A 23,231-nucleotide genomic window follows, 5' to 3' on the forward strand; every position below is an offset into this window, starting at 1 on the left:
ATACTAGGTTGTCGTTAATTTTATAAATGAAATAAGTCCTTTGTCATATAGTAAATCCATCGAAAGGAATTACTCCTTAGATACAAATTCCAGAGGTGGTACGGGTGTTACTCGTATCACTCCGGCAGCAAGCGAAGGTGTCATTGACACCCGTGGTATAGTCCCCCCGGCTATACCACGATCTTTTTTTCTACTCATCTCATCTTTACTGCAACACAATCACCGACCCAGCCTGTTTATTGAGTAAGTGCTATTCCCAAAATAAATTGATATTACGACTTTGAGTATTAATGAGTGTATCTACGCAAACATAGACAAATATGCGCAACTAACACAGCAGCCAATCTAATCAAGAAGGGAGATACAGCTTGATTGCAGGTCGGCGGAAAGTGAGTTCATATCCACACACCTGAATAAGCTTTATGATTAGGGTGACTGAATGTCGCTAACATCGCTGCAGCTTCAAGTCTTCAAGTCTTCAAGTCTTCAAGTCTTCAAGTGGGAAAGTTATCACTATTTATCAGGGGCGGTATTACTCGTTATCATCAACAAATTGGGTTGGCGATAAACCGAAGTGATGTTTAAATCTTTGGCTGAAATAAGACGGATCATTAAACCCACAATCAAAAGCGACTTGGGCGACTTTTCCTCCTGCAAGCAAATATTGGCACGCTTTCTCTAGTCGGATCTCATTTAGATACTCTTTGAATGTTTTATTGGTGATCGCTTTAAAACGACGCTGCAAACTACGCTCCGATACGAAGAGTGATTTAGCCGCACTAGAGGTACTAAATTCAGGATCTGAATAGTAATTGTGTACCAATTTTTCTACTTTTTTAAGCCACTCTTTTTCCGTTACATCAATAAACTTGTCCTCTGAATGCTCCTCTACGACGATCATTTCAGGTGCATCACTCACAAGCTCAACTGATGGCCAAGAAAGCTCAACTAAATTTCGTTCTGGCGATGAAAAAATATGTATTTCCCCACCACTGCGCTGTACTAACAGTTGCATCTCCTCTAGTTCAAAACCAGAGATACGCTTATCACTATTGATGGATTGCACCTGATCGCCACAGTCAATCATCACAATAAACAGTCTTTTCTCCCTTTCATAACAATGAATTTGTAGCTCTTGATTTCTATAAAGACGTTTTACCGCATCAGACAGTAGCGTATTGAAAATGATGTCTAGGTTAAAATGGGCAGATTCAATATAAGCTTGTTTAAGCTCATTGTTCACCGCCAACGAAATATTCGCTTTCGCGAACTCTTCACGCCATCCGTCCACACAAGAGTTCAAGATGATCGATAGGTCGTAGAGCAACTGAGTCGCTGTTTTATCATTTCTTACGTTACGAAGTAACGCCAGTTCACGTTTTACTTTTAAAGCTAAAGACTCAAGTCGCGCGAGTTGATGGAGTTGCGAGCGATAAATCAGCTGATTTAATGTAGGAGTAATAGAATCTAACATCTGTTCAACAACGATATGGCGAATTTGTAATTGCTTGCGCAACTGCTGGTTATTAGTCAAAACAATTTTGCTTTGATGCCGTAGTTGATCCGTTTTCAAGGCCACCTGAGCTTTTAACTTTCGGTTTACTTTGGTAACCCAACGAGAACGCCACCATGAAGCAAAAGCAATAAGGCCTATAGAAAGGCAAAGGTAAAGAACAATCGCCCATGAAGACCAATACCACGGATTATCCACAATAAATGATAGACTGTTTATCATACTGTTTTGCGGATGTGGGCTGTAATTTCTCACCAGCAAACGATAGTGTCCAGGTAACAGGTGATCAAGTGTCAACTGAGCGCTTTCTAATCTCTGCCACTCCTTATCTCCTGCTATACGATACTCCAATAATAAGGATCTCGATTCTGGCAATGCACCAAACAAAAAGCTTATCGAACTTCCATATTCCAATTCTAGTGTCTGAAAACGACCACGACCGAACATGACAGGAATGTGATCGACATTCACTTGGCTAAAGATAATATTTGTATTGGGAGGGGTAGCAACTGTGAGTTCAGAGGACCATGCTGTCACTAAGCCAAAACGGGAACCTAACAGCAACTGCTGTTGGCTATTGATAATACTTGATTCGCAAACTCCACTTTTAAATTCATTATTCATCAATCCGTGTGGATCACCAAAATGCTTTACCATCTCACCCATAGTATTGTAGAGCGAGATTCCTTGTGAGGAAGTCAGCCAAATACCGTTGCCCGTTTCAGTTAAACATTTGGGGCTAATATTCTCTTCAACCATATCAATAGATCGAATATCACTACGATCATGTGCTAAAACAAAAACGCCATAAGCACTAGCAAACCAAACATCGCCCTTGCTACTCTCAAATATATCAATGCTTTGTCCATAATGACTAGTCGCTCGGAGAAAAACAATTTTGCCTTTGCCAAAAAGATAAACACCATGGTTAGTGCCGATAAACACCCCTCGCCGAGTTGACTTAAGTTTTATTATTTTTGCAGGCAAAAATGCATCAACAAACCATTCAGAACCGAAATCGGTTAGCGAGTTATCGGCCAACTGATATGACCACAAATTGTTACCTGTTGCTCCCCATAACAGTCCTTCATGATCAAATTCAAGGTGTTTAGTATCATTCGAACGCAGCTTCAGAGGTAAAACGCTCGTTTCTATCATCTTTTTTGTCTGCAAGTGATGAATAACGATGCCTGTATGTGTAGCTATCCATAGAGAATGACCATCTATTTGAGCGAAATCATGCACTTCTCCAGAGAAAATAAGTTTAGGCTCTTGCCAATCTTCAGCATCGACTTGGTACAACCCTTGTCGAGTTAAAAACAAATACCCGTTGTTATCTGACCTTGTTACAATTTTTGTCATGGGATTATTGGTGAGCGGTGCAATGGAATGACGCTTAAATTTTTGTCCAAACAGAGAAAAGTAACGAACACCTTTATCCGTTGCGATCCAAATCCCACCTTGTAAGTCATTGACCAATGAATAAATTTTATTGCCTGGTAACCCATTATTGTCTTGGTCATTACTTTCTAACTTGACGGTTTTACCTGTCAAAAACGAATGAACAAATAATCCATCTTCAGTACCAATCCAATACTCTTGATCTGTCTCAGCAACAGATAATACATGGGAATCTCCAACCAACTTTTGTTGGCGCTTTGGGTCCTCGACATCAATAATCAGCCCACCATTGAGCATTCCAATCACAAGCTCTCTACGTTTCTCGGAAAAATAGAGTTTCTCAATGAAGTTTTTACCAGAGCTGAGCACGTGAGAAAAACTCTCTCCATCTGACAGATAGACTCCAGCATTAGTGGCTAATACCCATTTAGAAAGCACAAACTTCGCATCATTAACGATCAATCGACTAGCTTGATTTAATTGATACATTTCTTTAAAAGAATAAGTAACTAACTTGTGGGTTTGCGCATGGTATGTATAAAAGTGCGTCTCATCGGCTAACCAGATGAAATTACCTGACGAACCTATTTTTTTTATGATGATTCCAGGCGTTAAGCTAAATACTAATTCGCGATCTTGTGCGGGATAAGTTCGATAAAGTTCATTATCAATGAACGTCCAAAAAGCGTTATTAAGATAGGTAATATTTTCGCTCTCTTGTGAAAGCACTGAGCCACGCCGGGGAAGGATGTTTTGTCCATCAAAGAAAACCACTTTGCCATGCACATCGTGTATCCAAATTCCCCCTTCTTCACCTAAAAACAAATTTTGTGCGGCAAAAATTTTCCCTTGAGCCTGAGCTGGCAATGGATAGAAGATAGAAGGTGCTTTGTCTAGAGCTTGTGTCCCCTGCGCTAATAAAAGCGTCAGAAAACCCAAGATCCAGAGCAAAGGTTTAAAATAGTCGTTCTTTCCTTTCAACAGACAGAGCCTCAATCAATAACACGCCAAATTGCAAACTGTTTTTTCGTGGCGATAATTATCAAAACATTCTAACCAAAGATAAGGCTTTTTGAAGCTAAGAAAGCGACAATCTGTGAATCTTTATCCTAGATTTCAGTGCAGATCGTACAACATACAATACAGCGTACATCTATTGAGACAAACAAGTGTAAAAGTTGTTGCTCAGCTGATTTAACAGCTCAAAATAGCTGCCACTTTTCACTTTGATATCTGCGCCTAATGGATCAAGTACTCCCGTTTTAACCTTAGTGCCACGAGTCACAGTATCAATCACCGCCGGAGTAAACTGAGGTTCTGAAAACACGCATTTCGCTTCATTATTAATGATTGAATTTTTAATGGTGATTAGGGTTTTAGCACCCGGCTTTCTATCAGGACTAACGGTAAAATGGCCGAGGTTATTCAAATGGTATTGCTGTTCAAAATAGCCGTATGCATCATGAAAAACATAATACCCTTTATCACTAATTTTGCTCATCTTCTGCGTGATTGCTTGATGGGTCGAATCTAATTGAGCCAAAAAGCGGACTAAGTTTACTTTATACTGCTCGGTATTAGCGCTATCACTTTTCACTAAACTTGCGGTAATCGCCGCTGCCACTTGCTTGGCTTGATCGGTTCCAAGCCAAAAATGTGGGTCATACATACCATGGTGATGCCCATCATGATCGTGTTGTTCGCCACTGAGCTCTCTCAGTGTCAGGCCATCAATTTGGCTGATGGTCAAAACGTTGTGGTGACTCGCTAATGTCTTACTTAAGAATGGCTCAAGGTCTTTTCCATACCAAATCACTAAATCCGCCGCTCTGACTTTTTTAACATCAGAAGGGCGCAACGCATAGTCATGCGGTGAGGTATTTGCCCCCAGTAGTACTTCTGGTTCATTCACATCGAGAGTCAATTCATATGTAATCATCTGAATCGGCTTGATGCTGGTCAAAATGACCGTAGACCACGCCAAAGGCGATAATGTTATTAAGCAAAGAAGGAGCATAATCTGACGCAACATGATGGTTTTTCCATTCGGTATATAGCGTTAAAGGGAACGAAATGTTACATTATAACACTTCCGAATTGCAAATAAGTTCCATTCATGTCCAACTTAATCCAGCTGCAAGGCATTTGTGTCGAATTCAACAACCGCCGTGTTTTGGACAATGTCAGTATCAACCTAGAAAAAGGGAAGATTACCACACTGATAGGTCCTAATGGTGCGGGCAAGTCGACGCTCGTTAAAGTATTGCTCGGGCTACAGCCCGTCCATAGCGGAACGATGACGCGCGTAAAAAACCTTAAAATTGGTTATGTTCCTCAAAAATTAAAACTTAATGACGCGTTACCACTCCCCGCTAAACGATTTTTAAGTTTGGCCGGACGTTTTAGTCAACAAGAGTTGCTAGACGCACTCAGACTAGTCGGGGCCGAGCATCTTCTTGATTATGATATGCATAAGCTGTCCGGTGGTGAAACGCAACGGATTCTTATCGCCCGTGCATTGCTACAGCGCCCAGATATTCTAATTCTTGATGAACCAGCCCAAGGTGTTGACGTGCAAGGGCAAATTGATCTGTATGATCTTATTGATGCCATACGACATCGTTTCGGTTGTGGTGTCTTCATGGTCTCTCACGATTTGCATCTGGTGATGGCAAAAACGGATGATGTTATCTGTCTTCATCACCATGTTTGCTGTTTCGGTTCACCTGCAACGATTACTCAACACCCAAGCTATATCGCTTTATTTGGTACGCGCAATCACGAAGCCTTAGCTTTTTACCATCACAAACATCAGCATCATCACGACTTAGCAGGCCAACCTGTGAAAGGAGATGCAACTTGCTGTTCAAATCATTCACACGGTCACCATCATGATTGAATTTCTTCTTCCATCAATATTAGCAGGCCTTGGTATTGCCGTTATCGCAGGTCCCCTTGGGTCATTCGTGGTTTGGCGAAAAATGGCTTATTTTGGCGATACCCTCGCACACGCCTCGCTGATGGGATTGGCGCTAGGTTTTTTGCTTGATATCAACCTTTATCTTGCGTTGCTCGTTTGCTGTCTTGGGCTTGCAATCATTTTGGTTACTATGCAGAAACAGCAGCTTGTGGCGACAGACACTTTGCTCGGCATTCTTGCTCATAGCTCGTTATCCATTGGTCTCATTGCAGTAAGCTTCCTTGATAACGTCCGCATAGATTTAATGAGCTATCTCTTTGGCGATTTATTGGCGGTAAGTTTTACTGATTTAGCCTTCATTTGGGGAGGAGCGATTGCAGTAAGTGCACTGCTATTTCTTTTTTGGCGTCCATTACTTTCAACTACAGTGAACGAAGAACTTGCGTTTGTTGAGGGCATAAACGTTGATTTAATGCGTTTGCTGCTGATGCTATTGATTGGGGTGGTGATTGCACTAGGAATGAAATTTGTTGGTGCTCTGATTATGACATCGCTGCTGATTATTCCCGCGGCGACCGCTAGGCGACTCACAAAAACCCCAGAGCAAATGGCAATATTAGCTTCTTTGATTGGCGCTTTAGCTGTGCTGGGCGGGCTAATCCTCTCGTGGCATTTTGACACACCTGCAGGCCCTTCGGTTGTTGTGACGGCTACAACGATGTTTATGTGCAGTCAACTTGTAAAACGCTAGTATCAAAACCTATTGAATCTAAAGTAAAAACCCCGAAACAAGGTTCGGGGTTTGTCTTCAAACTAAGGGCGGCGTGATTACCAACCTGTCACTTCACGCAATGCTTTTCCGATATCAGCAAGGCTTTTGACAGTTTTCACACCCGCGGCTTCAAGCGCTGCAAATTTCTCATCAGCTGTCCCTTTACCACCAGAAATGATAGCACCAGCATGGCCCATCCGTTTACCCGGAGGCGCTGTCACACCAGCAATATAAGACACAACCGGTTTCGTGACATTCTCTTTAATGAATGCCGCGGCTTCTTCTTCGGCTGTACCACCGATCTCGCCAATCATCACAATCGCTTCAGTTTCAGGATCATCTTGGAATAGTTTCAAGATATCAATGAAGTTAGAGCCCGGGATTGGGTCACCGCCGATACCAACACACGTTGACTGACCAAAGCCTTCATCTGTTGTTTGCTTAACGGCTTCATAAGTTAGCGTTCCTGAACGAGAAACAATACCCACTTTTCCTTTCTTATGAATGTGGCCTGGCATGATGCCGATCTTACACGCATCCGGTGTAATCACACCCGGACAGTTCGGGCCAATCATACGCACACCAGTCTCTTCGAGCTTCACTTTTACGTCAATCATATCGGTAGTCGGTATACCTTCAGTGATCGTCACAATAAGTTCAATACCAGCGTCAATTGCTTCTAAAATAGCGTCTTTACAAAATGGTGCAGGTACATAAATAACGGTTGCCGTTGCACCCGTTGCTTTCACTGCGTCACGCACCGTATTAAATACAGGCAGACCAAGGTGAGTTTGACCACCTTTACCCGGAGAAACCCCACCGACCATTTGTGTACCGTAGGCAATCGCCTGTTCGGAGTGGAAAGTTCCCTGACCACCAGTGAAACCTTGGCAGATTACTTTGGTGTCTTTATTAATAAGTACCGACATTATTTACCCTCCGCCGCAGCAACAACTTTCTGAGCTGCGTCCGTTAACGACTCAGCTGCAATGATATCAAGACCAGAATTTGCGAGTACTCCGCGTCCTAATTCCGCGTTTGTACCTTCCAAACGCACGACTACGGGAACCGTTACACCAACTTCTTTCACCGCACCGATAATGCCTTCTGCAATCATATCGCAACGTACGATACCGCCGAAAATATTCACCAATACGGCTTTCACGTTGTCATCAGACAAAATGATTTTGAACGCTTCAGCAACACGCTCTTTGGTTGCACCACCACCAACATCAAGGAAGTTTGCAGGTTTGCCGCCATGAAGGTTAACAATATCCATGGTGCCCATTGCAAGGCCAGCACCGTTCACCATGCAGCCAACATTGCCATCAAGAGCAACATAGTTCAGTTCCCACTGAGCAGCATGAGCTTCGCGCTCATCTTCTTGTGAGAGATCGTGCATTTCGCGAAGTTTAGGTTGACGATAAAGTGCGTTTGAGTCGATGTTGATCTTGCCATCAAGGCACAACAAGTTCCCTTCAGCGGTGACAACTAATGGGTTGATTTCTAGCAGTGCAAGATCATACTGGGTAAACATAGCGCCAAGACCTAGAAAGATCTTCACAAATTGCTTAATTTGGTCGCCTTCCAAGCCAAGTTTGAAAGCAAGTTCGCGGCCTTGGTAGGCTTGCGGACCAACCAAAGGATCAATCGCGGCTTTATGAATCAGCTCCGGAGTCTCCTCCGCTACTTTTTCAATTTCCACGCCGCCTTCTGTTGAGGCCATGAACACGACACGACGAGTCGCACGGTCAACAACAGCGCCTAAGTAAAGCTCATTCGCGATATTAGAGGCTTCTTCAACCAAAATTTTTGATACTGGCTGGCCATTTGCGTCCGTTTGATAAGTAACCAGATGTTTACCTAGCCATTTTTGAGCAAACTCTTTGACACCATCTTTAGTGTCGTGCAACTCAACGCCACCCGCTTTACCGCGACCACCTGCATGCACTTGACACTTAACAACTTTCTTCGCTGTACTAATCCGACCCGCCGCTTCAAAAGCTTCTTGTGGAGTATCACAGGCATAACCTTCCGGTACAGGCAAACCGAATTCTGCAAACAGCTGTTTGGCTTGATATTCATGCAAATTCATTATGTTCTTCCGTTTGTTTATCCCTTAGGGGATTTATTATTTCCATAAAGCGGCAGCTATGCTGCGCCATATATCTGTAGGGTGCTTCTCAAATTAAGCGGCTGCAATTTATCCAAGAGGATAGCTTGTAGCTTTTTGCTTAAATGAAGGCTAGACGTGAGCCTGCCTAGCCTTAAATTCACTGAACAACGTTCAGTGAGGTTACACGTCCAGTAGCAGACGTGCTGGATCTTCAAGTAGCTCTTTTACTGTCACAAGGAAACCAACTGACTCACGGCCATCCACCAAACGGTGGTCGTAAGAAAGTGCTAGGTACATCATTGGTAAAATTTCTACTTTGCCATCCACAGCCATTGGGCGGTCTTGGATTTTGTGCATGCCCAATATGGCCGCTTGCGGCGGATTGATGATCGGTGTTGACATTAACGATCCAAACACACCGCCATTCGTAATTGTGAAATTACCGCCAGTCAATTCTTCAACCGTCAATTTGCCATCTCTTCCTTTGAGTGCAAGCTCTTTGATGCCCTTCTCAATTTCGGCAAGGCTTAGCGTATCGCAATCTTTAAGAACCGGAGTCACTAAGCCACGAGGCGTTGAAACTGCCATGCTAATATCAAAATAGCTGTGATACACAATATCTTGGCCATCAATAGATGCATTCACTTCTGGGTAACGCTTTAACGCTTCTGTTACCGCTTTCACGTAGAAAGACATAAAGCCTAAACGAATACCGTGTTTCTCTTCAAACAGACCTTGATATTGCTTACGAAGATCCATGATAGGCTTCATGTTAACTTCATTAAACGTCGTCAACATCGCCGTGCTATTTTTTGCCTCAAGCAGACGCTCCGCAACACGTTTACGCAAACGCGTCATCGGTACACGTTTTTCGCTGCGCGCCATAGCAACGACAGGCTCAGGTTGACTTGAAGCAACTGCTGACGCTGATTTTGCGGCCGCTAGATGAGCATCAATATCTTCACGCGTGATACGCCCACCCACACCAGAGCCTTTCACTTGGCTTGCTTCCAAACCATGCTCGGCGAGTAAACGGCGTACCGCAGGGCTAAGTGCATCATTCGTTTCGTCTGTCAATGTGGCTTTGTGACGTTTATCAGGAGACGGCTCTGTATCGTTGGTGGTGTCTTTCGTCGGTTCACCTGCAACGGCACCGGGTTTTAATTTCGCCAATAACTGTTTCGAAAGCACCGTCGCACCTTCTTGCTCGATAATGGCTTCGAGAACACCCGCCTCAGGCGCTGGCACTTCAAGAATTACTTTATCAGTTTCAATCTCAACGAGTACTTCATCACGAGCGACGGCTTCACCTGGCTTTTTATGCCATGTCGCGACTGTTGCATCAGCCACTGATTCAGGTAGATCTGGAACCAGAATTTCAATTGTCATAATCTGTGTCTTCCTTTTACTTCTAGTTCGTTAAGCTAGGGTCAGAGCGTCTTCAACCAACGCTTTTTGTTGTTTCAAGTGTACCGACATATAACCAACGGCTGGTGATGCTGATGCAGGGCGACCTGCGTATTTCAGATCAGCACCGGCTGGAATGGCAGAACGGAAGTTATGTTGGCTACTGTACCAAGCACCTTGGTTTTGAGGCTCTTCTTGGCACCATACATAGTCAACAACATTAGTGTATTGAGCGATAACCGCTTCCACTTCTTCTTTCGGGAATGGATATAGCTGTTCAATACGGACGATAGCAACATCATCTTGTTCGTTATTGCGGCGCTGTTCAAGCAGGTCGTAGTAAACCTTACCAGAGCAGAACACAACACGTTTGACGTTCGCTGGGTTGAGATCGTCAACTTCGCCGATAGCCGGCAAAAACGATCCGTCAGCCAAGTCTTCCAGTGTTGAGATACATAGTGGGTGACGCAGTAACGATTTTGGTGACATAACGATCAATGGTCGACGCATTGGACGAACAACCTGACGACGCAGCATGTGGTATACCTGCGCTGGCGTAGAGGGAACCACCACTTGCATGTTTTGTTCGGCGCACAGTTGCAAATAACGCTCTAAGCGTGCTGATGAGTGCTCTGGGCCTTGCCCTTCATAACCATGAGGTAGCAGCATGGTTAAACCACACAAACGCGCCCATTTTTGTTCACCGGAAGAGATGAACTGGTCAATCACGACTTGAGCTCCATTGGCGAAATCACCAAACTGAGCTTCCCAAATCGTCAAACCACTCGGCTCCGCTGTCGCGTAGCCATATTCAAAAGCTAGCACTGCTTCTTCGGACAAAACCGAATCCAATACTTCAAAAGGACCCTGTTTATCATGGACATTCGCCAATGGAATATAGGTACTTGCGTCACTTTGGTTATGCAATACCGAGTGACGGTGGAAGAAGGTTCCACGCCCGGAGTCTTGCCCCGAAATGCGGATTCGCTTTCCATCATCGACTAAGGTTGCATAAGCCAGCGTTTCAGCCATACCCCAATCGAGAAGCTTCTCTCCATTAACCATCGCTTGTCGGTCGGTATAGATTTTATCCACACGACTTTGCAGTTTATGGCTTTCTGGATACTGACAAATTCGGTTACCCAGCTCTTTTAAACGCTCAAGGTCAACTTTACTATTCCATGGCATATCCCATTCATGGCCAATATACGGTGACCAATCAACAGAGTGCAGTGCCATTGGACGCCACTCTTTCACCACGACTTCACCATGATCCAGAGCATCACGATATTCGTTGACTAACTGTGTGGCAATCTCAATATCAAACTCACCACGCTCTATCAAAACATCAGCATAAAGCTTACGCGGCGTAGGATGCTTTTTGATCTTTTGATACATTAACGGCTGAGTAGCATTGGGTTCATCGGCTTCGTTATGGCCGTGACGGCGATAACAAACCAGATCAATGACGACATCACGCTTAAATTCATTACGATAATCGAGTGCAATGCGGGTGACGAAAGCAACTGCTTCTGGATCATCAGAATTGACGTGGAAAATAGGGGCCTGAACCATCTTAGCGATGTCAGTACAATACATAGTCGAGCGTGTATCACGAGGGTTTGAGGTGGTAAAGCCAACTTGGTTATTAATAACAATGCGTACCGTACCACCAACACAATAGCCCCGTGCTTGAGACATATTAAACGTCTCTGCAACGACACCTTGACCAGCGATAGCAGAGTCACCATGAATCGAGATAGGCAGTACTGTCGAACCGTCTTCATCTCCAAGTCTGTCTTGTCGAGCACGGACTGAACCAATCACGACTGGGTTTACAATTTCAAGGTGTGAAGGGTTAAAAGCTAAGGCTAGATGCACATCACCCCCGGGTGTCGCAAAGTCAGCAGAGAAGCCTTGGTGATATTTAACATCACCCGTTCCCCAGCTTTCACCATGCTTGCCCGCAAACTCGTCGAACAGATCTTGAGGCTTTTTACCCAAAACGTTAACAAGCATGTTAAGACGACCACGGTGCGCCATACCAATCACAACTTCACGCATGCCTGTACTACCGGCATGACGAATCAACTCTTTCATCATTGGGATGAGTGCGTCGCCACCTTCTAAAGAAAAGCGTTTCGCACCAGGGAATTTCGCGCCTAAATAACGCTCAAGGCCTTCTGCGGCTGTCAATTCTTCGAGGAAAATTCGTTTTTCTTCTTTGCTGAAAGAAGGTTGACCAACGACTGATTCAAGACGTTGTTGTATCCAACGCTTTTGTTCAGTGTCGATAATGTGCATGTATTCTGCACCGATGGAACCGCAATAGGTTTTGTTGAGGGCTTGATAAATGTCTTTCAATTTCATTGTCTCTTGCCCGATAGCAAAAGAGCCGACATTGAAAGTTTCTTCGAAGTCACCTTCGTTAAGATTGTGGAACGCTGGGTCTAATTCTGCCACTAATGGGCGTTGCCATAAACCTAGGGGGTCGAGTTGAGCCGCTTCATGACCGCGAAAACGGTAAGCATTAATCAGCTGCAAGACTCTTACTTGCTTAGCATCGACATCTGGATCACTAACTTGGACATTGTAATGCTTTGTTTCTTTCGCGAGTCGTCGGAAGTAGTCACGGACACGTGAATGTGGCTGTTCAACCACATTGTCAGCTTGCGCAGGCAAGCCGTCAAAAACACGTTTCCACTCCTCACTTACCAGATCAGGATCACTTAGATACAGTTCGTAGAGGTCCTCTACGTAAGTTGCATTGGCGCCAGCCAAGTGTGAAGACTCGAGCCATGCCTTCATCACGCCGTTGTGCATATTTTCCCTTAACCAGTAGTTTTCACGTTTGCTTCGGTCTATGCCGAGCTATAAAAGGCAGGTCCGAAGACCTGCAATTTTTATTCATTTTAAACCGAACGGTTCACAAGCATTGATTTGATATGTCCAATGGCTTTCGTCGGATTTAATCCCTTAGGACAAACACTTACACAATTCATGATGCCATGGCAACGAAAAACGCTAAAAGCATCATCAAGATTAGATAAACGTTCATCTGTTGCGGTATCTCGGCTGTCAATTAGCCAACGATAAGCCGCCAATAAACCTGCTGGGCCGATAAACTTATCCGGGTTCCACCAGAAAGAAGGGCATGAAGTTGTGCAGCAAGCGCACATAATGCACTCATATAAACCGTCTAAATGCGCTCGCTCTTCTGGTGATTGCAAGTTCTCACGAGCCGGAGGCAAGTTTCCGTCAGTCACAAGATAAGGTTTAACCTTCTCGTAATTTTCATAAAACTGGGCCATATCGACAATTAAATCACGGACGACTGGTAGCCCCGGCAGAGGTCGAATAACGATCGTGCCTTTGGCCAAAAGCGCAGATAATGGAGTGATACACGCTAATCCATTTTTACCGTTCATGTTCAAACCGTCAGATCCACACACCCCTTCACGGCACGAGCGACGAAAAGCAATGGTGGGATCTTGCTCTTTCAGCAAAATGAGTGCATCCAACAACATCATGTCAGAGCCCTCTTCGACTTCAAGCAGATAATCCTTCATGTAAGGCTTTTGATCGACGTCCGGATTATAGCGATACAAAGAGAATTTCAATTTCATAATAGTGCCTTCTCCTTAGTATGTGCGCGCTTTAGGCGGAAACGCTTCACGATAAATTGGTTCCATATTTACGCTACGCTTCGACATGCTTTCAGTCTCAGGGTTGTAAATTGAATGGCATAACCAATTAGCATCATCGCGTTCAGGATAGTCAAAGCGAGCGTGGGCTCCACGGCTTTCGGTACGATAATTTGCAGCAACCGCAGTAGCAAATGCTGTTTCCATCAAGTTTTCCAGCTCTAAACACTCGATCCGTTGAGTGTTGAACTCGGTTGACTTGTCTGAAAGATGTGCGTTCTTCAAACGTTCACGAATCACCTTAAGCTCTTCAAGACCTTTAGCCATAGCTTCACCTTCACGGAACACCGAGAAGTTATTTTGCATACAACGTTGCAGATCTTTACGAATTTGCGCGGGATCTTCACCACCTGTACTGTTTTCCCAGCGGTTGTAACGTTCTAGCGATTTTTCAATGTCCGCTTCTGTGGCAGGTTTTGCGTCCGCTTGCTTTTTCAACGTTTCGCCCAAATGCAAGCCTGTTGCTCGGCCAAAGACCACTAAATCCAGTAGAGAGTTACCACCCAAACGGTTCGCGCCATGCACCGATACTGATGCAATTTCACCACACGCAAACAAACCTTGAACTTCCACATCAGCGCCTTTAGCATCTTGCTTAATCGCCTGACCTGAAACTTGAGTCGGTACTCCTCCCATCATGTAGTGGCAAGTTGGGATCACTGGAATCGGTTCTTTAACTGGATCGACGTGAGCAAACGTACGTGACAACTCACATACGCCCGGCAGACGAGATTCCAGAGTTTCTTTGCCAAGGTGATCCAGTTTAAGCTTGATATGCGGACCCCATGGACCATCGCAACCACGACCTTCACGGATCTCAATCATCATTGAGCGGGCTACTACATCGCGACCAGCCAAATCCTTCGCGTTTGGTGCATAACGTTCCATGAAACGTTCGCCATCTTTATTTAAAAGATAACCACCTTCACCACGACACCCTTCCGTCACAAGAACGCCAGCACCAGCAATCCCTGTTGGGTGGAATTGCCACATTTCGATATCTTGCATCGGGACGCCAGCGCGGATAGCCATGCCCACGCCATCACCCGTATTGATGTGCGCGTTGGTGGTTGAAGCATAGATACGGCCAGCTCCGCCAGTCGCTAATACTGTAGCTTTAGATTTGAAATAACAAACTTCGCCTGTTTCCATACACAAGGCGGTACAACCAAGTACTGCACCCTCTTCATTTTTCACTAAATCAAGTGCGTACCACTCAGAGAAAATAGTGGTCTTATATTTAATGTTTTGTTGATACAAGGTATGAAGTAGTGCGTGACCAGTACGGTCAGCGGCAGCAGCGGTTCGAGCCGCTTGTTCACCGCCAAAATTTTTGGATTGCCCACCAAAGGGGCGCTGATAAATGGTGCCATTGTCAAAACGAGAAAAAGGCAAACCCATTTTCTCTAGTTCAATCACCGACTCTGGACCATTCTTACACATGTACTCGATAGCATCTTGGTCACCGATATAGTCGGAGCCCTTCACCGTGTCATACATATGTTGTTCCCAGTGGTCCTCATGCGCGTTGCCTAACGCAACGGTAATACCACCTTGAGCCGAAACCGTGTGAGAACGTGTTGGAAAAACTTTAGAAAGCAGAGCACAGGATAAACCTTGCTCTGAAATTTGCAGTGCTGCACGCATGCCAGCACCACCAGCGCCGATCACTACGGCATCAAATTCACGAACTGGAATAGTCACTTACGCACCCCACAATACAAATAAGCCAGAGAAGAAGTATCCAAAGAGCACTGCGATAACAACCAATTGCAGGCCACCACGCAATTTAGAACACTTAATGTAATCCGTTAATACTTGCCATAAACCGATCCAACCATGGATAAGGACAGAGACTAACGCCAGCATTGTGAAGACTTTGGTAAAGGTTCCACCAAAAAACTGTGTCCATGAAACATAGGAGATATCACCAGAGAAAGCACAGAAGCTGACTAGGTAGATAGTATAAAGAGTCATAATGATCGCAGAAGCACGGATCAGCAGATAATCATGCACTCCGTTACGACCAAAAGAAGAAACATGTTTTACCATACCAATACTCCCGCTAAAACTGAAAGCACTGCTGTTGCGATGAAGGCGACTTTGGCACTCATAGCCCCTGACTCCAACTCTTCAAAGTGGCCCAGGTCCATCAGCAAATGGCGTATACCACCTGCAATGTGGTAAGACAGCGCTGTTAAAATTCCCCATAAAATAAATTTTGCGAAAAAGCCATTAACAATGTTGCTGGCTTCCATAAAACCTACCGGAGAACTTAACGAGAGGGAGAGTAACCACAGCAAAATTCCGACCGCAACGAACATCATCACCCCAGACACTCGGTGTAGGATGGATGCAATCGCACTGATCGGAAAGTGAATGGTCTGTAAATCTAAATTAACAGGTCTTGACTTTCTTTCTTTCACGGGCTTGCTCACTCAGCTCCATTGAGCATTTATAGTTATAAATGAATTTTGGTTGTAAAACCCACAAAAGTTAACATTATTTTAACATAAAGAGCCCGATATCGCGCAGTTAAATGTAATAATTCCGTTAACAACAAAGACAGAATGCAATACTGAAATACAGTTTCTAGCCTTTTATTTATAAGGTGTTCACCAAAATTTTCAGTGCCACTATACGGCTCGCAACATTCTAATACAATTGATGTAACAATTTTTGCTACACAGAACAGATTTTTAACTTTATATGTATAAAAAATCAAAACAAGTGCACACATCAGACGAGAAAAATTGACTTTAATTAAGAACACACGTAAAAAAATGTCACACAAACATCCTGGACGGATTAAATAATAAACAAAGGAGATTGTTATGGCAGATAAGAAAGCGACCCTTCATATTGAAGGTAAAGCGCCAATCGAGCTGCCGATTATGGATGGGACTGTAGGCCCACAAGTAATCGACGTTCGTAAACTAGGAGCCAACGGATACTTCACTTTTGACCCTGGTTTTCTTGCCACTGCATCTTGTGAATCTCAAATCACTTATATCGATGGCGAAAAAGGGGTGTTACTGCACCGCGGCTTCCCTATTGATCAATTAGCCAATAACGCTGATTACTTGGAAGTTTGTTATATTCTTCTTTACGGTGAAGCCCCTAATCGTAAGCAATATGAAGAGTTTAAACATACGGTGACGCGTCACACTATGGTTCATGAGCAAATCGCAAGTTTCTTCCACGGTTTCCGCCGTGACGCTCACCCAATGGCTGTAATGTGTGGTGTGGTTGGAGCGCTTGCCGCGTTCTACCATGATTCACTTGATATTAATAATGATATACACCGAGAAATAGCGGCTTACCGCCTACTCTCAAAAATGCCAACATTGGCGTCGATGTGCTACAAGTATTCTGTCGGCCAACCATTTATCTACCCGCGTAATGACTTAAGCTATGCCGAGAACTTCCTACACATGATGTTTGCAACGCCGTGTGAAGAGTATGAAGTGAACCCTGTGGTTGCACGCGCGATGGATAAAATTTTCACACTGCATGCAGATCATGAACAAAACGCGTCAACCTCAACGGTTCGCCTTGCCGGTTCTTCTGGTGCTAACCCGTTTGCCTGTATTGCGGCTGGCATTGCCTCTTTGTGGGGGCCTGCTCATGGGGGTGCTAACGAAGCCTGTCTGCGTATGCTAGAAGAGATAGGCAACGTTGATAATATTCCTGAGTATGTCGTCAGAGCAAAAGATAAGGATGATCCATTCCGCTTGATGGGTTTTGGTCACCGAGTTTATAAAAACTACGACCCAAGAGCGACGGTAATGCGTGAGGCTTGCCATGAAGTGCTCAAAGAGCTGAATATTCAAGACCCACTGTTAGATGTGGCGATGGAACTTGAGCGCATCGCGCTTTCTGACGAATACTTTGTTGAGAAAAAACTCTACCCTAACGTGGATTTCTACTCAGGTATTATTCTGAAGGCTATCGGTATTCCAATCTCTATGTTTACCGTTATCTTCGCAATGTCTCGCACTATCGGTTGGATTGCCCACTGGAATGAAATGCACAGTGATCCAGATAATAAAATTGGCCGTCCTCGCCAACTTTACACTGGTCAAAAAATGCGTAACTTTAAACCATTACACGAACGCGAATAGCAAACCCAGTCATAGTACTTAATAGAAAAGAGCGAGTTCCCACTCGCTCTTTTTTCATTTGATACATTGATCAGAAACAAACCCGCTACACAGGGTTATTGATATCGATAAACTCAACCTCAAAGCCATATTCGCTCGCTAACCATTCTCCCAGAGCCTTAACGCCATAACGCTCTGTGGCATGGTGCCCTGCAGAAAAATAATGAATATTTTGCTCTCTTGCTGAGTAGGTAGTCCGCTCTGATATTTCACCAGAGATGAACGCATCTAATCCATGCTGCGCCGCTAGATCGACGTAATCTTGCCCACCACCAGTACACCAACCCACCGTTTTGATGATTCTGTTTGAGCTCGGAGCTACGTGCAGTGGCCGTCGTTGTAAAGCTTGCTCGATTCGTTGACTGAGCTCATCGGCTGTCAACGCTTGTTCAAAATGGCCGAACATGGCGACCGACTGCGGGTGCCCTTCTAATCCGCTATCAACATGAATCCCCAACAAATCAGCTAACAACTTGTTATTGCCTAATTCTGGATGGATGTCTAACGGCAAATGATATGCGTATAAATTTATATCATTTCGTATCAAAGCTCGGATCCGGTGGCCTTTCATTCCACGGATGGACTCAGGCTCACTTTTCCAAAAATAACCATGATGCACTAATAAAGCGTCAGCATTTCGTTCAATTGCTTGTTCAATCAGCGCTTGCGAGGCCGTCACACCCGTCACAATCTTTTTGATTTCAGTGCGACCTTCAACTTGCAATCCATTAGGGCAATAGTCTTTAATCAATTGAGGATTAAGCTTTTGATTGAGCAGAGCTTCAAGTTTTAAATTATCCATCTTTCATTCCAAAATTGAGTTTTATCATTAGCGTGGTTATAACAATTTCAAGCTAGAATGTCGAAAAATAAGGACGAGAACAATTAATGACAATGGACCTCAACACACTGGCACACTGGGTGTCGACAACCCCTACTCTTTTCCAAGGAGAGGGTGTAGTCGCGGCACGTACTCCTTTTTTACCCAATGTTCCGATATTGAAAGAAGAGTATAGAGGGAACCCTAGGTTAGGCTTTCTCTACCAGCATTTATGTTCTTTATTGTTTACGCTAAACCCCACTTATTCCGCCGTTTCTGAAGAAATTCAATTGAACGAAGCAGGAAGTACACTAGGTTCGCTAGATTTTGTCATCAAAAATAAACGCAGTCAGCGTTATGAGCATTGGGAAGTCGCAGTGAAGTTTTACCTGCTACATCAAGGGCTGTGGTATGGTCCCAATGCTCAAGATCGATTAGATCTCAAACTTGAACATATGCTGAACCACCAATTGACCCTTTCCCAATCAGCCCAATTTAGTGCGGCTTACCCACTTTGGCGTGACGTTAGCCGTCATTTACTGATGCAAGGGCGCTTATATGTAAACCCTTTTCACGATGAGCCTGTTCCTAGTGAATGCCTAGGTTATAAACTCAATCCGTCACAAATTGCTGGTTTTTGGTGTTATCAAAGCCAGTCACATCAAATAGATGAAGCGTTATTCTTACTGGAAAAGCCTCAATGGATTAGCGGGAAAGGTAAAAACTGCACGCGTTACACAGCAAATGAAGAGCATGGTTTTGTGCATTGCCAAAGTGACAGCGGAAAGTTCTGGTTCATCGTTCCCGACAGTTGGCCTCAGCTTTAACCAAGATAATAGACGACTAAATATAAAATAGGCGGCCTCTGGCCGCCTATTTTAATTGATAAGTTTGCTTACAAACCAGCGTCGGCAAAGACTTGATTAACAATCTGTTGCGCTTCCGCTTCGATTTGCTTGAGGTGCTCATCGCCCTTAAAACTTTCACAATAGATCTTATAAATATCTTCTGTGCCTGATGGACGAGCAGCAAACCAGCCATAATCAGTGGTCACTTTTAATCCACCGATGGCTGCGCCATTACCGGGAGCATGCGTCAAGCGGGCTGTGATCTCATCTCCCGCTAATGTTTGCGCAGAGACCATCTCTGGTGACAATTTGCTCAGCACTGCTTTTTGTGGGCCATTTGCGACAGCTTGAATACGACTATATTTAGACTCTCCATGTTTCGCGGCCAGATCTTCATAATATTGCTGCGGATTTTTACCTGTGACAGCGGTGATTTCCGCCGCCAGTAAGCAAAGGATAATACCGTCTTTATCCGTTGACCAAGGCGTTCCATCTTTACGCAGGAATGACGCACCTGCGCTCTCTTCACCACCAAAACCGAAGTGACCACTGTATAAGCCATCAACAAACCACTTAAAGCCGACAGGTACTTCACACAGCTCACGGCCAAGATCGGCGACCACACGGTCAATCAATGCACTTGATACTAACGTTTTACCAACAGCCACTTCTTTACGCCATTGCTTGCGGTGACGATACAGATAATCGATGCATACGGCTAAGAAATGGTTTGGGTTCATCAAACCTTTCGGAGTGACGATGCCGTGGCGGTCGTAGTCAGGGTCATTACCAAACGCGAGATCATACTGATCTTTTAACGCTAATAACCCCGCCATTGCATAAGGAGAAGAACAGTCCATACGCACTACACCATCTTTATCGAGTGACATAAATTGGAATGTCGGATCCACCGCTTCGCTCACCAGTGTTAAATCAAGCTGATACGCTTTGCCAATTTGACGCCAATAATCAATACCACTGCCACCGAGCGGATCAACACCCAGTTTTAGATTGGCTTTTTGGATGGCCTCCATATCAATCACATTCACTAAGTCATCAATATAAGGTTTCACAAGATCAACTTGTTTAAACAGCGGCGATTGCTTTGCCGACATAATAGGCAGACGCTTCACGCCTTGCATGCCTTCTGCAATGATCTCATTGGCACGGTTTTCAATCGCTTGGGTGATTTCCCCTTCAGCAGGGCCGCCATGGGTAGGATTGTATTTAATACCACCATCTTGTGGTGGATTATGAGAAGGTGTGATCACAATGCCATCAGCTTTTTGCGCGTGCTTCAAGTTATGAGTCAAGATTGCGTGTGAAATACCCGGAGTTGGCGTATAGCCATTATCCTGTTGAACGATCACTTCAATTTCATTAGCGATCAGTACTTCAAGTACACTAGAAAAAGCAGGCTCAGAGAGTGCGTGCGTGTCTTTTCCGACAAAAATCGGCCCAGTGGTTCCTTGCTGAGCGCGCACTTCTGCTACCGCTTGAGCAATAGCAAGAATGTGGTTTTCGTTAAATGTCGATTTATCCGCGCAACCACGATGCCCCGAAGTACCAAATTGTACTTTATGGTCTGGGTTAGCCGCATCAGGTTGAAGTAAAAAGTAGTTTGCAACGAGCGCAGGGATATTATGTAAGTCTTCCTGCCGTGCTTTTTGTCCGGCGCGTGGGTGCATAGCCATTTTTGACATCCTTTCTTAAAATAACAACGAAATAAAAAGCCTCATGATACGGACTTAGTGGTCCGCAGTATGAGGCTTGAATCAGATTTTTATCTATGAATGGGCACAAATCAGATTGAGTGCGTCACTTTCTCAATAATGTCACTCGGGAAATTCATCAATACCATCAGCTGCTCGATCATCTGTTGTTTGCGGCTAGTATTGTTATTGGTAATGACCCAAAATGGTGTGTTTGGAATCGCTCTTGGCTTGGTTGTCTGCCCACTAGTAAGCAAGGTTTGCTCGTTGTCAGCAAAATACACACGCTTACGTCCTTTCACTAAGGTCGCTTCAGCAAAACTTACTGGATCGATACGGTATAAGGTTGAAAGCACCAACATAAAACGATCAATTGCTTTTTTCAAAGCCGCAAATTCATCAGAAATGAGCAAAGAACGCATCTCTTTTACGCTATCAATCTGTATCTCTTGTACGGCATCTTTACTCACAACAATGCCCTTGGGCTCGGTACTTACTTGCGTCACGACCGCTGCTGCAGACACTTTACCGTCAACATTGAGCAAACGGCGTAAAATATCCGACGCGCTTTCTCCAATATGTTGGGTTTGGCTGGCAATATAACGGTATAGATCCTCATCAACCTCAATTGTTTTCATTCGCTTTTCACAATCTCAATGTTTAAACTCTGAGGGATTATAGCGAGATCTTCACTGATACTCTACGTTAAACCAATCACTAATAAGATAAAATGTCAGCACTTCTTAATTACAAACTCGAAGGTGAAGGTCACACCGTTGTTTTGATCCATGGTTTATTCGGCAATTTAGACAACCTAGGTTTACTTGCAAGAGACCTAAAAGCCGATCACCAAGTATTGAGTATTGACTTGCGTAATCACGGTCAATCATTTCACAGTGAGGAACATGATTACGCGAGCATGGCATTCGATGTTGCTAGTTTACTCGAAGAGTTAGCTTGTGATTCTGTCACGCTGATTGGCCATTCAATGGGCGGTAAAGTTGCCATGAAGCTGGCTGACATCGCCTCATCCAAAGTCGCCAAACTGGTGGTTTTAGATATGGCACCCGTCAGCTATCAGCATCGGAAACATGATAACGTACTGGCGGGGCTCAACGCGGTTATTGCGCAGCAGCCTACCTCGCGAGCAGAGGTCATGGCCATTTTAGCGCAACATATTGAGCTAGAAGGCGTACGACAATTTCTCAGTAAATCGTTATTTAAACGAGAAGATGGTGTAATGAGCTGGCGTTTTAATGTTCCCGCCATTGAAAAAAATTACTGGAATATTTTAGGCTGGGAACCAATCCCTTGCAGCTCTGTTCCAACCTTATTGGTTAAAGGCAGCAACTCTGACTATCTACTAGCGGAACACCAAGAAATGATCCAGCAGCAGTTTAGCCAAGCGAAAGCGCACGTCATCGCCAACACAGGGCACTGGCTACACGCAGAAAAGCCCGTTGAAGTTTTACGAGCGATCAGGAAGTTCATTGGCAGCTAGCCGCTTTACTGTGAAACAACAAGTGTGAAATAGGTACCAATGCGCGCATTAACTTTGACGAATAACAGTGTTATAGTGCGCTCAAGCAAATTGGCATAAAGGATACCCATGCTGTACGACTACATGAACATGCTTGAGTCGATTGGACTCGATCTTCTTTTTGCGTCTATATTTTTCCTTATCGGTATGGCAATAAAAGATGTCCTTAAGCAAGGTAATGTACCGCCATTTGGGCGCCGTATTGTATGGCTAGTTCTGTTTTTAGGTTGTGCTGGCTTTATTCTTAAAGGACTTATCCAACTCAGTTGGGAAGGTACCGGACTGGGGTAAAGAACACGCTCATCCGCCAGAAAA

General features: G+C 44.4%; 19 protein-coding genes. 6 read left to right on the forward strand and 13 right to left on the reverse strand.

The window, feature by feature from the left end; translation table 11 throughout:
- Positions 1–532: 532 nt before the first annotated feature.
- Both AACU59_RS03170 and znuA read right to left on the reverse strand, forming a co-directional pair.
- Entirely contained in the window at positions 533–3,895 is a 3,363-nt protein-coding gene (locus AACU59_RS03170) for an AraC family transcriptional regulator (RefSeq protein WP_094145850.1), read from the reverse strand.
- A gap of 172 nt (positions 3,896–4,067) precedes the next feature.
- Positions 4,068–4,946, reverse strand: coding sequence for a zinc ABC transporter substrate-binding protein ZnuA (gene znuA, locus AACU59_RS03175; RefSeq protein ID WP_094145849.1), 879 nt, complete (start codon positions 4,944–4,946; stop codon positions 4,068–4,070).
- A gap of 84 nt (positions 4,947–5,030) precedes the next feature.
- Between znuA and znuC the strand changes: the two genes are divergently transcribed.
- Both znuC and znuB read left to right on the forward strand, forming a co-directional pair.
- Positions 5,031–5,813 (forward strand): zinc ABC transporter ATP-binding protein ZnuC, encoded by a 783-nt coding sequence (znuC, locus tag AACU59_RS03180; RefSeq protein ID WP_094145848.1) that lies wholly within the window; start codon positions 5,031–5,033, stop codon positions 5,811–5,813.
- A complete protein-coding gene (gene znuB, locus AACU59_RS03185; RefSeq protein WP_094145851.1) occupies positions 5,806–6,585 on the forward strand; it encodes a zinc ABC transporter permease subunit ZnuB in 780 nt (259 codons plus the stop codon). The genes znuC and znuB overlap by 8 nt, the downstream gene beginning before the upstream one ends.
- A 77-nt stretch (positions 6,586–6,662) precedes the next feature.
- Here znuB and sucD read toward each other — a convergent pair whose 3' ends face one another.
- The 8 genes from sucD to sdhC form a co-directional block, all read right to left on the reverse strand.
- Positions 6,663–7,535: a succinate--CoA ligase subunit alpha gene (gene sucD / locus AACU59_RS03190; RefSeq protein ID WP_013856352.1), complete on the reverse strand. Its 873-nt coding sequence runs from the start codon at positions 7,533–7,535 to the stop codon at positions 6,663–6,665.
- Positions 7,535–8,701: an ADP-forming succinate--CoA ligase subunit beta gene (gene sucC / locus AACU59_RS03195; RefSeq protein WP_013856351.1), complete on the reverse strand. Its 1,167-nt coding sequence runs from the start codon at positions 8,699–8,701 to the stop codon at positions 7,535–7,537. Before sucC ends, sucD begins: the two co-directional genes overlap by 1 nt.
- 201 nt (positions 8,702–8,902) lie before the next feature.
- A complete protein-coding gene (odhB, locus tag AACU59_RS03200; protein WP_013856350.1) occupies positions 8,903–10,111 on the reverse strand; it encodes a 2-oxoglutarate dehydrogenase complex dihydrolipoyllysine-residue succinyltransferase in 1,209 nt (402 codons plus the stop codon).
- Between the two features lie 30 nt (positions 10,112–10,141).
- Positions 10,142–12,952 carry a 2-oxoglutarate dehydrogenase E1 component gene (gene sucA, locus AACU59_RS03205; RefSeq protein ID WP_094145847.1) on the reverse strand — a complete coding sequence of 937 codons (2,811 nt, stop codon included), beginning with the start codon at positions 12,950–12,952 and terminating at the stop codon, positions 10,142–10,144.
- Positions 12,953–13,041: 89 nt separating this feature from the next.
- A complete protein-coding gene (locus AACU59_RS03210; RefSeq protein WP_013856348.1) occupies positions 13,042–13,755 on the reverse strand; it encodes a succinate dehydrogenase iron-sulfur subunit in 714 nt (237 codons plus the stop codon).
- A 15-nt stretch (positions 13,756–13,770) separates the two neighbouring features.
- A complete protein-coding gene (gene sdhA, locus AACU59_RS03215; protein WP_013856347.1) occupies positions 13,771–15,537 on the reverse strand; it encodes a succinate dehydrogenase flavoprotein subunit in 1,767 nt (588 codons plus the stop codon).
- Positions 15,538–15,885, reverse strand: a complete 348-nt coding sequence (gene sdhD, locus AACU59_RS03220) for a succinate dehydrogenase, hydrophobic membrane anchor protein (RefSeq protein ID WP_010318675.1) — start codon at positions 15,883–15,885, stop codon at positions 15,538–15,540.
- Entirely contained in the window at positions 15,879–16,271 is a 393-nt protein-coding gene (gene sdhC, locus AACU59_RS03225) for a succinate dehydrogenase cytochrome b556 subunit (protein ID WP_010318676.1), read from the reverse strand. The genes sdhD and sdhC overlap by 7 nt, the downstream gene beginning before the upstream one ends.
- 396 nt (positions 16,272–16,667) lie before the next feature.
- On the opposite strand from sdhC, the gene AACU59_RS03230 reads away from it, so the two are divergent.
- Entirely contained in the window at positions 16,668–17,957 is a 1,290-nt protein-coding gene (locus AACU59_RS03230; protein ID WP_013856346.1) for a citrate synthase, read from the forward strand.
- 85 nt (positions 17,958–18,042) lie between these two features.
- On the opposite strand, the gene AACU59_RS03235 is transcribed toward AACU59_RS03230, so the two are convergent.
- A complete protein-coding gene (locus AACU59_RS03235; protein WP_094145846.1) occupies positions 18,043–18,798 on the reverse strand; it encodes a Nif3-like dinuclear metal center hexameric protein in 756 nt (251 codons plus the stop codon).
- Positions 18,799–18,884: 86 nt separating this feature from the next.
- On the opposite strand from AACU59_RS03235, the gene AACU59_RS03240 reads away from it, so the two are divergent.
- The gene (locus AACU59_RS03240) at positions 18,885–19,643 is read left to right on the forward strand and encodes a DUF1853 family protein (protein ID WP_017048880.1); all 759 of its coding nucleotides are present in this window, start codon (positions 18,885–18,887) and stop codon (positions 19,641–19,643) included.
- Positions 19,644–19,711: 68 nt separating this feature from the next.
- Here the strand turns inward: AACU59_RS03240 and pgm are convergent, their stop codons facing one another.
- Together pgm and seqA are read right to left on the reverse strand one after the other, a co-directional pair.
- Complete coding sequence (gene pgm / locus AACU59_RS03245; protein ID WP_026028060.1) at positions 19,712–21,358, reverse strand: phosphoglucomutase (alpha-D-glucose-1,6-bisphosphate-dependent); 1,647 nt, start codon at positions 21,356–21,358, stop codon at positions 19,712–19,714.
- A gap of 110 nt (positions 21,359–21,468) precedes the next feature.
- On the reverse strand, positions 21,469–22,014 hold the full coding sequence (seqA, locus tag AACU59_RS03250) for a replication initiation negative regulator SeqA (RefSeq protein WP_094144631.1): 546 nt from the start codon (positions 22,012–22,014) through the stop codon (positions 21,469–21,471).
- 92 nt (positions 22,015–22,106) lie between these two features.
- Between seqA and AACU59_RS03255 the strand changes: the two genes are divergently transcribed.
- Both AACU59_RS03255 and AACU59_RS03260 read left to right on the forward strand, forming a co-directional pair.
- Positions 22,107–22,877, forward strand: a complete 771-nt coding sequence (locus tag AACU59_RS03255; protein ID WP_017045728.1) for an alpha/beta fold hydrolase — start codon at positions 22,107–22,109, stop codon at positions 22,875–22,877.
- 108 nt (positions 22,878–22,985) lie between these two features.
- A complete protein-coding gene (locus tag AACU59_RS03260) occupies positions 22,986–23,207 on the forward strand; it encodes a DUF2788 domain-containing protein (protein ID WP_010318683.1) in 222 nt (73 codons plus the stop codon).
- The last annotated feature ends 24 nt before the right edge of the window (positions 23,208–23,231 follow it).

It is taken from the genome of Vibrio sp. V23_P3S9T160, from assembly GCF_963886625.1.
GTDB lineage: Bacteria > Pseudomonadota > Gammaproteobacteria > Enterobacterales > Vibrionaceae > Vibrio > Vibrio anguillarum.

Excerpts from the sequence above, each read along its gene's own strand:
- znuA (WP_094145849.1), bottom strand. The coding sequence starts at position 4,946 with ATGTTGCGTCAGATTATGCTCCTTCTTTGCTTAATAACATTATCGCCT.
- znuC (WP_094145848.1), top strand. The coding sequence starts at position 5,031 with ATGTCCAACTTAATCCAGCTGCAAGGCATTTGTGTCGAATTCAACAAC.
- znuB (WP_094145851.1), top strand. The coding sequence starts at position 5,806 with ATGATTGAATTTCTTCTTCCATCAATATTAGCAGGCCTTGGTATTGCC.
- sucD (WP_013856352.1), bottom strand. The coding sequence starts at position 7,535 with ATGTCGGTACTTATTAATAAAGACACCAAAGTAATCTGCCAAGGTTTC.
- sucC (WP_013856351.1), bottom strand. The coding sequence starts at position 8,701 with ATGAATTTGCATGAATATCAAGCCAAACAGCTGTTTGCAGAATTCGGT.
- odhB (WP_013856350.1), bottom strand. The coding sequence starts at position 10,111 with ATGACAATTGAAATTCTGGTTCCAGATCTACCTGAATCAGTGGCTGAT.
- sucA (WP_094145847.1), bottom strand. The coding sequence starts at position 12,952 with ATGCACAACGGCGTGATGAAGGCATGGCTCGAGTCTTCACACTTGGCT.
- AACU59_RS03210 (WP_013856348.1), bottom strand. The coding sequence starts at position 13,755 with ATGAAATTGAAATTCTCTTTGTATCGCTATAATCCGGACGTCGATCAA.
- sdhD (WP_010318675.1), bottom strand. The coding sequence starts at position 15,885 with ATGGTAAAACATGTTTCTTCTTTTGGTCGTAACGGAGTGCATGATTAT.
- AACU59_RS03230 (WP_013856346.1), top strand. The coding sequence starts at position 16,668 with ATGGCAGATAAGAAAGCGACCCTTCATATTGAAGGTAAAGCGCCAATC.
- AACU59_RS03235 (WP_094145846.1), bottom strand. The coding sequence starts at position 18,798 with ATGGATAATTTAAAACTTGAAGCTCTGCTCAATCAAAAGCTTAATCCT.
- AACU59_RS03240 (WP_017048880.1), top strand. The coding sequence starts at position 18,885 with ATGACAATGGACCTCAACACACTGGCACACTGGGTGTCGACAACCCCT.
- pgm (WP_026028060.1), bottom strand. The coding sequence starts at position 21,358 with ATGGCTATGCACCCACGCGCCGGACAAAAAGCACGGCAGGAAGACTTA.
- seqA (WP_094144631.1), bottom strand. The coding sequence starts at position 22,014 with ATGAAAACAATTGAGGTTGATGAGGATCTATACCGTTATATTGCCAGC.
- AACU59_RS03255 (WP_017045728.1), top strand. The coding sequence starts at position 22,107 with ATGTCAGCACTTCTTAATTACAAACTCGAAGGTGAAGGTCACACCGTT.
- AACU59_RS03260 (WP_010318683.1), top strand. The coding sequence starts at position 22,986 with ATGCTGTACGACTACATGAACATGCTTGAGTCGATTGGACTCGATCTT.